Here is a 10,635-nt window from a genome sequence, read left to right on the forward strand (position 1 = left end):
ACCGGAAATCCAGCGCTCGGCCGCGATCCGGCCATCGCCGGCCGGCGGGCCCCCCGCCGCTCAGGCGGAGTCGCGGACCACCAGGGTCGGCGTGAAGATCACGGACGTCAGGCGCCGCTCGGGCTCGAGCCGCGCGTCGAGGACGACGTCGAGCAGGATGCGCGCCATCTCCCCCGCCATCTCCTCGATGGGCTGGCGCACCGACGTCAGCGAGGGGCGCGACACAGCGCCCAGCTGGCTGTCGTCGAACCCGATCACGCGCACGTCCGGAACCGACAGGCCTTGGCGGTACAGCGACTCGACGGCCCCCATCGCCATGAGGTCGTTGGAGGCGAACACCGCATCGACCGGACCGCCCGCCAGCAGCTGGTCCATGGCGGACCGGCCGCTCTCGAACGTGAAGTTGCCCTCGGCGAAGCGGACGAACGGATGGCCCAGGCGGGCCATGGCGTCGCGGAAGCCGTCCAGGCGGTCCTGCGCCGCGGGCACGTCCAACGGTCCCGAGATCGCGGCGACCCGCGTGCACCCCCGTGCCACCAGGTGCTCCGCCGCGAGCGCGGCACCGTCCCGGTTGGCGACGTCGACGAAGCTGATGGGCAGGCGCGAGGCGGGCCGCGCGAACATCACGGCCGGCAGCCCGTTCTCGACGAGCAGCGCCGGGAGCGGGTCGTCGGCGTGCGTCGAGACGAGCAGCGCGCCGTCGGCGTTGCCGTTGCGCAGCGCGGACAGGACCCGCGCCCGGTCCGCGTCCGTCTCGGCGATCATGACGAGCGGGTCCACGTCCCGCGGCCGCAACGCCCGGACCACACCGCCCATCACACGCCCGAAGAACGGGTCCGCGAAGTCGATCTCGCCGCCCTTGCCGCCGGCCTCGGCGCCGGAGATGACGACCGCGACGGTCCCCGTCCGGCGCGTGACGAGCGACCGGGCGGCCAGGTTGGGGACGTAGCCCGTCTCGGCGAGCGCGGCGCGGACCACCTCCTGGATGGCCGGCGCGACCCGGCGCTTGCCGTTGACGACGCGGGACACGGTCGCCCGCGAGACGCCGGCGACGCGGGCGACGTCCTCGAGCGTGGGCGCGGTGACCAGGTCGGGCCCGAGGGCCGGGCCACCGCCCGGCGTGCCGCCCGCGACCGCGTCGGGCGTCCCGCCCGGCAGGCCCGGGGTCAGCCCGGCCGCATCGGCGTCGAGCAGCATGGGGCCTGCGCCGCCGGCGTGGTCGTCCGAGTCCTCCCGCATGACGGGATGCTACCAGTCGGGAGAGCGCGATCCCGCCTGTTGCCCGTCAATGACGCCTCACGGGCGTCACGCGACGCCGAAATTCGTCCGACATGAGGCGCGAGCGGGTGAAATCGGGTATAACTACCGGACGGGAAGGCGCAGAACCCCCTCGGATCCCCCAAGCCACCAGCTTGACCACCCGAGACCTTCGCAGCAGCGATAGAGCGCTCTCCCACATCGCTCACCGGCGATCGCACCACCGGGACACCCCAGAGCACCACCAGCAGCCCAGCGCAGCAGCACCGTTCGGCATCACAGCACGCGCGCTCCACAGCAGGTCAACGACGAACTGCAGGCACGCGGGCCACCACCGGCGGCGACCGACAGGCCGCCACCGCACGGCCCTCGTGCACGCCCAAGGGAGAACTCCGTGTCCATCAGGACGTCCATCACGCACCACCGCACCGGGCCGCGCGCCCGGCGCGGCTCCGCCCCCGCACCAGGCCCACGCAGTGCCCGCGGAACTGCCCGCGGAACTGCCCGCGGAACTGCCCGCCGCCTCGCCGCCCTCCTCGCGACCGGCGCCCTCGCCGCGGTCGCGCTGACCGTCCCGTCCGTCGGCGCGCAGGCCGCGACCGTCAACCTCTCCGAGGGCAAGGCGGCCACGGCGTCGAGCATCGAGAACGCCGACTACCTCAAGGCCGCGAACGCGGTGGACGGCAAGGCCGACACCCGCTGGGCCAGCACCGCGTCCGACACCGAGTGGATCCAGGTCGACCTGGGTGCCACGTCGAGCGTCGAGCACGTCGACCTGAGCTGGGAGTCCGCGTACGGCTCGGGCTACAAGCTGCAGATCAGCGACTCGGCGACGAGCGGCTTCAAGGACATCTACTCGACCACCACGGGCAAGGGCGGCAAGGAGTCGCTGACCGTGTCCGGCAGCGGCCGCTACCTGCGCCTGCAGGGCGTCAAGCGCGCCACCGGCTACGGCTACTCGCTGTGGGAGCTGCAGGTGTTCGGCACGGCAGGCGGTACGCCGACGACGACGCCGACGACCCCGTCGGGCACCTGCGGCACCACCAACGTGGCGCAGGGGAAGACCGCGACGTCGTCGACGTCCGAGGGTGTCGGCTACGCACCGGGTCTGGCCGTGGACGGCAAGGCCGACACGCGCTTCGCCACCACAGCCGCCGACAACCAGACGTGGACGGTCGACCTCGGCTCGTCCCAGGCGGTCTGCAAGGTCGCGCTGAGCTGGGAGGCCGCGTACGGCAAGGCGTACCAGGTCCAGGTCTCGGACAGCGCGACGTCAGGCTTCACGACGATCGCGTCGGTGACCGCCGGCAAGGGCGGCGACGAGACGATCACGGCCGCCGGCACGGGCCGCTACCTGCGCCTCAACCTCCAGACGCGCGCCACCGGCTACGGCTTCTCGCTGTGGGAGGTCAAGGTCTACTCGTCGGGCGGTTCGACGACGACGCCGACGCCCACCCCGACGCCCACGCCCACCCAGACCACGCCCCCGACGGGCGGTGACCTCACCAACCCGAACGTCCCCGACGGACCGGCCGACGGCAAGGTGAAGATCGCGGGCTCGCAGGGCAACTGGGCCCTGCAGGTCAACGGCAAGCAGTGGGTCGTCAAGGGCATGACCTGGGGCCCGGCCGTCGCCGACTTCCCCAACCACGTCGCCAACCTCAAGGCGATGGGCGTCAACACCATCCGCACGTGGGGCACCGACGCGGGCAGCAAGTCACTGTTCGACCAGGCGGCAGCCAACGGCATCCGGGTCATCGCGGGCTTCTGGCTGGCCCCCGGCGGCGGCCCCGGCTCGGGCGGCTGCCCGGACTACGTCAACGACGCGACCTACAAGTCCAACTCGATGAACGACATCCTCACCCAGGTCCGCGCCTACAAGGACAACCCCGGCGTCCTGATGTGGGACGTCGGCAACGAGTCGCTGCTGGGCCTCGGCTCCTGCGGCACCACCGGCGGCGGCGTCGAGCAGAACCGCAACGCCTACGCCAAGTTCGTCAACGACGTCGCCGTGCAGATCCACGCGATCGACCCCAACCACCCGGTGACGTCGACCGACGCGTGGACCGGCGCCTGGCCGTACCTCAAGGCGAACGCCCCGGCGCTCGACCTGTACGGCCTGAACAGCTACGGCGCGGTCTGCGCGACCAAGCAGACGTGGATCGACGGCGGCTACACCAAGCCGTACATCCTCACCGAGGGCGGCCCGGAGGGGTCGTGGGAGGCGAAGCCCGACGTCAACGGCATCGCCAACCAGGGCACCGACCAGGACAACGCCGACGGCTACGTGAAGTCCTGGAACTGCCTCGCGGCGCACCGCGGCGTGGCGCTCGGCGCGACGATGTTCCACTACGGCACCGAGGGCGACTTCGGCGGCATCTGGTTCAACGTCCTCCCCGGCGGCAACAAGCGCCTGAGCTACTACGCGATCGCCAAGATGTACGGCGGCTCGGCCGGCCAGGCGGGCGTCAACACCCCGCCGACGTTCCAGTCGATGTCCATCGACAGCTCGACGAACATCGTCGCGGGATCGACCGTGACCATGCGGGCCGCCGTGAGCGACCCCCAGGGTGACGCGATCACCTACCGCGTGTTCCTCAACAGCCAGCCGATCAACAACGCGGGCGGTCTGCTCGAGGTGCCGTTCACCAAGAACGGCAACGTGTACACGTTCACCGCGCCGCAGATGCTGGGCGTGTGGAAGGCGTACATCTTCGCCGAGGACGGCAAGGGCAACGTCGGCGTCCAGACGGTCTCGTTCCGCGTCGCACCGCCGGCGGTCAACGGGACCAACATCGCCAAGGGCAGGACCGCCACGGCGTCGTCGTTCGACCAGTACAACGGCAACTGGTCACCCGGGCAGGCCGTCGACGGCGACTACACCACCCGCTGGTCGAGCAACTGGTCCGACAACGAGTGGATCCAGGTGGACCTGGGCGCCAAGAAGACGTTCTCCACCATCCAGCTGGTCTGGGAGGCGGCGTACGCCAAGGGGTACCAGGTGCAGACGTCCGACGACGGGGCGACCTGGTCGACGATCAAGACGGTGACCGACGGCGACGGGAACGTCGACACGCTCAGCGTGACCGGCAACGCCCGCTACGTCCGCATCCAGGGCGTGACCCGCGGCACCGCGTACGGCTACTCGCTGTACGAGCTGGGGATCTACGCCTGATCCCCTGACACAGACCGGTCCGGGCGGGGTCGTGGGCTGCGGCCCCGCCCGGACCGACCTCCCCCGGAGGTCGCAGGACACGCAGCCCGACGACGGCACGGCGCCTCGGGCGTCACGCCACACCTCGGAGGACGACGGCGTCGTCGTCCTCCCCGGTCCCGGCCGCACGCGGCCGCTCCTCAGCCCAGCGCGGGCAGCCCGGCACGGGCCGCCCCGCGCACCCGTCGGCGCCACCACCGACGGGCAGCGACGACGCACGCGCGACGCACGTGCGCACCTGAAGGAGTCCTCCGCATGACCACCCACACCTCCGTGCGGCCCAGGCGCCGCGCCCGAGCGTGGCTCGCGGCCTGTCTGGCCGGGGCGATGCTGACGGCGGGCGGGATCGCCGTGGCGAGCACGGCCACCGCCGCACCCACCAACATCGCGGTCGGCAAGACCGCGAGCGCCTCGTCGGCCGAGAACCCGGACATGGTCGGGTCCAAGGCCGTCGACGGGAACACCTCGACCCGCTGGAGCAGCACGTTCTCCGACGCCCAGTGGTTGCAGGTGGACCTGGGGTCGACGGCGACCGTCAGCAGCGTCGTCCTGAACTGGGAGGCCGCGTACGGCAAGGCGTTCACCGTGCAGCTCTCCGACGACGCGAGCACGTGGCGCACCGTCGCGACGGTCACCAACGGCACGGGCGGCAACCAGACCGTGGCCGCATCGGGCACCGGGCGCTACGTCCGGCTCAACCTCACGGCCCGCGGCACCGGCTACGGCTACTCGATCTGGGAGCTGCAGGTGCTCGGCACCGGCGGCACCACCCCGCCCGCGCACACGCCCAAGCCGCTGCCCCCGGCCCCGCCGGGCGCGGACACCACGGTGACGCACCACGAGTTCCAGGCCAACTGCACCCCGGACCACACGGCGAACGACGACCCGATCGTCTTCCCCGGCCAGCCGGGCAAGTCGCACAACCACACGTTCATGGGCAACAAGTCGACGAACGCGTACACGACCGCCGACTCGCTGGGCGGCACCACGACCACCAGCTGCACGGTTCCCCAGGACCGCTCCGGCTACTGGTTCCCGACGCTCCTGCGCGGCGGCAACCAGGTGGTGGCCAGCAACCTGCAGACCATCTACTACAAGTCGGGGATCCTCGACTACAAGTTGGTCCAGCCGTTCCCGGCCGGGCTGCGCTTCCTCGTCGGGAGCATGATGGCGACGCAGGACGAGTTCAAGAACGCGCCCGGCGCGGTCGAGGGCTTCGAGTGCGGCGACAGCACCAAGAACTGGGACATCCCGACGGCCACCTGCCCCGCCGGCTCCAACCTCAACGTCCGCTACCAGGCCCCGAGCTGCTGGAACGGCAAGGACCTGGACTCGGCCGACCACAAGAGCCACATGGCGTACCCGGTCAACGGCGAGTGCCCGCCGTCGCACCCGGTGCCCGTCCCGATGATCGAGATGAAGCTGTCCTGGCCGGTGGACGGGAACCTGTCGAACGTCTCCTTCGCGAGCGGTCGTGGGTACTCGTTCCACTACGACTTCTTCAACGGCTGGGACCCGACCGTGCTGCAGGCGCTCGTCGAGCACTGCATCAACGGCGGCCTGCAGTGCAACCCGCAGGGCTACGACCTGTACAAGCCGTGGGCCGGTGGCGTGCTGGACAACAGCTTCCACCTGATCGGCTGACGGTCGCCTGACCCGCGCGGCCCGGTCAGAGCTCATCGAGCGGCCGGGCCGCGCACCTCCCCGGCGGACGCCGACGTCCGCCCCCACCCCGAAGGACTTCCATGCACACGCACTCCCCGTCCCGCGGACGGCGCTCGCTGGCGCTCGTCTCCGCCGGGCTGTCCGCCGCGCTCGTCGCGGCCGGCGTCATCACGTCGATCGCCTCGTCCGCGAGCGCGGCCGACATCAACCTCTCCCAGGGCAAGTCCGCCACGGCCTCCAGCTCGGAGAACACCGGCTACCTGGCACCGTCGCAAGCCGTCGACGGCGACGGCACCACCCGCTGGGCCAGCCAGGCGACCGACAACCAGTGGCTCCAGGTGGACCTCGGCTCGGTGAAGACCATCTCGAGCGTCAAGCTCCAGTGGGAGGCCGCCTACGCCAAGGCGTTCCAGATCCAGGTATCGACGAACGGCACGACGTGGACCACCGTCGCGACCGTCACCAACGGCACCGGCGGCACGCAGACCGTGGCGGCCTCCGGCAGCGGTCGGTACGTCCGCATGCAGGGCACCGCCCGCGCCACCGGGTACGGGTACTCGCTGTACGAGTTCCAGGTGTTCGGCCCGGACGGTACGACGACGGCCACGCCGACGACCCCCGCTCCGACGACGCCGGCCGGCACGTGCGGCACCACGAACGTCGCCCTCGCCAAGCCTGCCTCGGCCTCGTCGGTCCAGGCCGGCTCCGACTACGTCGCCGCCAACGCGTTCGACGGCAAGGACTCGACGCGCTGGTCGAGCGCGTCGACCGACGCCGAGTGGCTGCAGGTCGACCTCGGCTCCTCGCAGGTCCTGTGCAAGGTGGAGCTGGACTGGGAGGGTGCGTACGGCAAGGCGTACGACGTGCAGGCGTCCGACAACGGGACGACCTGGACGACGATCGGCTCGGTGACCGCCGGCACCGGCGGCAAGGCGTCGGTCGCGGTCTCCGGCAAGGGCCGGTACGTGCGCATCGCCGGCGTCCAGCGGGGCACCGGGTACGGCTACTCGCTGTGGGAGGTCCGCTTGTTCGCAGGCAGCGGTTCGACGACGACGCCGACGCCCACCCCGACGCAGACGCAGACCCCCACCCCGACGCCGACGACCACGCCGACGGGCCCGGCCGTCCCCGCGGCGGACCCGTCGAACCCGGACTTCGGGCCGAACGTCCACGTCTTCAAGCCCACGGACAACCAGTCCGCGATCCAGACCACGGTCAACGACGTGTTCAGCCGGCAGGAGACCAACCAGTTCGGCACCGAGCGCGACCAGTTCCTGTTCCTGCCTGGCACCTACAACCTGCAGGCCAACATCGGGTTCTACACCGCGATCAGCGGCGCCGGCCAGAACCCCGACGACGTGCAGATCAACGGTGGCGTGTGGGTCGACGCGCAGTGGTTCGGCGGGAACGCGACGCAGAACTTCTGGCGCTCGGCGGAGAACTTCGCCGTCACGCCGTCGACCGGCCAGGACCGCTGGGCCGTCGCGCAGGCCGCCCCGTTCCGTCGGGTGCACGTCAAGGGAGACCTGGCGCTGAACTCGTCGGCGTACGGCTGGGCGTCGGGCGGCTACATCGCCGACTCCAAGATCGACGGCAAGACGTCGGCCTGGACGCAGCAGCAGTGGTACACCCGCGACTCGACGCTGACGAACGGGTGGGAGGGGACGCTGTGGAACATGGTGTTCTCCGGCGTGCAGAACGCCCCGGCGACGACGTTCCCGGAGCCGGCCGTGACGACGCTGCCGACCACGGGTGCCGTGCGGGAGAAGCCGTACCTGTACTGGAAGGACGGCAAGTGGGCGGTGTTCGTGCCGTCGCTGCGATCGGGAACGACGGGTGTCACCTGGCCGAACACGCCGGGCTCGTCGATCGGGCTCGACAAGTTCTACCTGGCCCACCCCGGTGACAGCGCCGCGAGGATCAACCAGGCTCTGGCTCAGGGCCTGAACCTCATCTTCACGCCCGGCGTCTACCACACGGACCAGACCATCAACGTGACCCGACCCGACACCGTGGTGCTGGGGCTCGGCCTCGCGACGATCATCCCGGACAACGGCGTCGACGGCATGAAGACCGCCGACGTGGACGGCATCAAGATCGCCGGCCTGCTGTTCGACCAGGGCACGACGAAGTCGAACACCATCCTCACGATCGGCACGGCGGGCTCGCGCACGTCGCACGCGGGCGACCCGCAGTCCATCCAGGACGTGTTCATCCGCGTGGGCGGCGTCGTGGCCGGCAAGACGACGAACGCCATCGTCGTCAACGCCGACAACACCATCATCGACCACATCTGGTCGTGGCGGGCCGACCACGGTGCCGGCGCCGGCTGGACCGACAACGTCGCCGACTACGGCCTGATCGTCAACGGCAACAACGTCAACGGGTACGGCCTGTTCGTCGAGCACTACCAGAAGTACAACCTGCTCTGGAACGGCGAGAACGGGCGCACGATCTTCTTCCAGAACGAGCTCCCGTACGACCCGCCGTCCGTGGCCGCCTGGTCGCACGACGGCATCCGCGGCTACGCGGCGTACAAGGTGGCAGCGAACGTGAAGAACCACGAGGCCTGGGGTCTCGGGTCCTACTGCGTGTTCACCACCGACTCGACGATCACCGTCGACAACGGCTTCGAGGTGCCCGTCACCCCCGGCGTGAAGATGCACTCGCTGTCGACCGTCTCGCTCGGTGGCAAGGGCACGTACGCCCACGTCATCAACGGCACCGGGCCGCAGGCCTCCGGCACGGAGACCAAGCCCGCGACGGTCACCAGCTACGGCGGCTGATCCGTCACTGATGCTCGTCGGCCCGGTCCCCGCTGTGGAGGGACCGGGCCGACGAGCGTTCAGACGCCGACGAGGGTCAGGGTCCGGTGGACCTCCTGCAGGAGCAGCTCGGCGTCCGCCCACCCCGGGCGCGAGACCGCCGTCGAGGTGCGCACGCTCGGCCACGGCAGCGAGTGCGCGGGGGCGTCGACCGCGGCCGCGACGCGACGGCGCAGCACCTCGCCGTACTCCCGCGCGCTCTCGTCGGAGGTCGCGGGAAGCAGGGCGACCGTCAGCAGCTCGTCGTCGCCGGAGCGGCCGACGACGCAGCCCTGCGGGACCGCCGCCGTGACGCGCCGCCCCAGCTCGCGCAGCACCGCGTCACCCGCGCCCAACCCGTGCGCGGCGTTGACGGCGGCGAAACCGTTCACGTCCAGCAGCACGACGACGAGGCGCCGCTGCGACCCGGCCAGCGACGCGGCCCAGGTGGTCAGCGTGTGGACGATGCTGTGCCGGTTGACCAGCCCCGTGACGGCGTCGCGCGTGCCCTGCTCCGCCAGCGCCCCGGCGAGGGATCGCACCAGCGCCGCGGTCTCCAGGCTCGCCCACACGTCGGACGCCACCACGACGTCGTCGAACCGGCGCTCCTCCGGGCGAGCCATCGCCCGCAGCGCGGCCTCGAGGACCGAGACGTCGGGCGCCAGCACCAGGGGCTCCCAGTCCGCGATCTCGTGGACGGGTCGCCGCGTCAGCACCGCGCGCCCGTAGCCGAGCCGGCCGGACATGGTCAGCGCGAACCGGGACCGCGTGAGCAGACCGGGGCGGCCCGGGTCGTCCCGCGAGACGACCCCGACGCACGTCACGGACTCGTCGCGGAACATGCGCTCGACGTCGGTCACGGGCAGGTCCGCCTCGATCGACGGCAACGGGCGCGCCAGCTCTGCGACGCTGACGGAGGCGGGGACGGCGCCGGAGCGCAGGTCACGGATCAGGTGGGGGACGTCGGTCACCGGGGAAGCATCGTCGCTGGTCAGATGGTCCGTGAGGCCGTTCACCCAACCTTTGCCGGATCGCTGGCCGCCGTTCCGCCAGCCGCCTCCGCCCCGGCGGCACCGAAAGAAGTGCCCCGAACCCGGAACCAGAACGGCAGCACGCTGCGACAGTCAGGGTATGAGGACCGAACCCGACGACGACGCGGCGGTGCTGCACGCCGTGGCGGCCGGCGACGAGCGCGCGCTCGGGGTCCTCGTCGCGCGGCACACGCCGTGGCTCCGGGTCCGGCTCCTGCGCCGCTACGCCGACGCCGAGGTGGTCGACGACGTCCTGCAGGACACGTTCGTCGCCGTCTGGCGGGGCGCCTCCGGCTGGCGCGGCGACGGCGAGGTCGCGGCATGGCTGTGGAGCATCGCGGTCCGCCGGCTCGTGTCGCGGCTGCGGCACCACAAGGCGCCCACGCCCGTCGGCACCGAGCAGCTCGACACCCGGCTCGCCAGTGCGGAGGACCTGGTCCTGCAGTCGGTCACGCACGGCGACCTGGGCGCGGCACTGCTCGCCCTGTCTCCCGAGCTGCGCACGGTCCTGCAGGCCACCGTGCTGGACGGGCTGAGCACCCGGGAGGCAGCGCGCCTGCTCCATCTGCCGGTCGGCACGGTCAAGAGCCGCGCCAGCCGGGCCCGGGAGGCGCTGCGCCGCAGCCTCGTCGCGCTCCCGACCACCGACGCGCGAGGAGCGTGA

At 71.5% G+C, this 10,635-nt stretch carries 6 protein-coding genes; 4 read left to right on the plus strand and 2 right to left on the minus strand.

What is annotated here, in order from left to right; translation table 11 throughout:
• Window positions 1-60 precede the first annotated feature (60 nt).
• Window positions 61-1,239, minus strand: a complete 1,179-nt coding sequence (locus IC607_RS01800) for a LacI family DNA-binding transcriptional regulator (protein WP_225224286.1) — start codon at window positions 1,237-1,239, stop codon at window positions 61-63.
• Window positions 1,240-1,651: 412 nt separating this feature from the next.
• Here IC607_RS01800 and IC607_RS01805 point away from each other — a divergent pair, with 412 nt between their 5' ends.
• The 3 genes from IC607_RS01805 (at window position 1,652) to IC607_RS01815 (ending at window position 8,922) form a co-directional block, all read left to right on the plus strand.
• Entirely contained in the window at window positions 1,652-4,432 is a 2,781-nt protein-coding gene (locus tag IC607_RS01805; protein WP_370525949.1) for a discoidin domain-containing protein, read from the plus strand.
• 294 nt (window positions 4,433-4,726) lie between these two features.
• On the plus strand, window positions 4,727-6,115 hold the full coding sequence (locus IC607_RS01810; RefSeq protein WP_191785278.1) for a DUF1996 domain-containing protein: 1,389 nt from the start codon (window positions 4,727-4,729) through the stop codon (window positions 6,113-6,115).
• 101 nt (window positions 6,116-6,216) lie between these two features.
• Window positions 6,217-8,922 carry a discoidin domain-containing protein gene (locus IC607_RS01815; RefSeq protein ID WP_191785279.1) on the plus strand — a complete coding sequence of 902 codons (2,706 nt, stop codon included), beginning with the start codon at window positions 6,217-6,219 and terminating at the stop codon, window positions 8,920-8,922.
• A 59-nt stretch (window positions 8,923-8,981) separates the two neighbouring features.
• Here the strand turns inward: IC607_RS01815 and IC607_RS17750 are convergent, their stop codons facing one another.
• The gene (locus tag IC607_RS17750) at window positions 8,982-9,911 is read right to left on the minus strand and encodes a GGDEF domain-containing protein (protein ID WP_191785280.1); all 930 of its coding nucleotides are present in this window, start codon (window positions 9,909-9,911) and stop codon (window positions 8,982-8,984) included.
• A 160-nt stretch (window positions 9,912-10,071) separates the two neighbouring features.
• On the opposite strand from IC607_RS17750, the gene IC607_RS01825 reads away from it, so the two are divergent.
• A complete protein-coding gene (locus IC607_RS01825; protein WP_191785281.1) occupies window positions 10,072-10,635 on the plus strand; it encodes an RNA polymerase sigma factor in 564 nt (187 codons plus the stop codon).

It is taken from the genome of Cellulomonas sp. JH27-2, assembly GCF_014837175.1.
Lineage (GTDB): Bacteria > Actinomycetota > Actinomycetes > Actinomycetales > Cellulomonadaceae > Cellulomonas.

Coding starts and splice junctions, on each gene's coding strand:
- IC607_RS01800 (WP_225224286.1), bottom strand. CDS start 1,239: ATGCGGGAGGACTCGGACGACCACGCCGGCGGCGCAGGCCCCATGCTG.
- IC607_RS01810 (WP_191785278.1), top strand. CDS start 4,727: ATGACCACCCACACCTCCGTGCGGCCCAGGCGCCGCGCCCGAGCGTGG.
- IC607_RS01815 (WP_191785279.1), top strand. CDS start 6,217: ATGCACACGCACTCCCCGTCCCGCGGACGGCGCTCGCTGGCGCTCGTC.
- IC607_RS01825 (WP_191785281.1), top strand. CDS start 10,072: ATGAGGACCGAACCCGACGACGACGCGGCGGTGCTGCACGCCGTGGCG.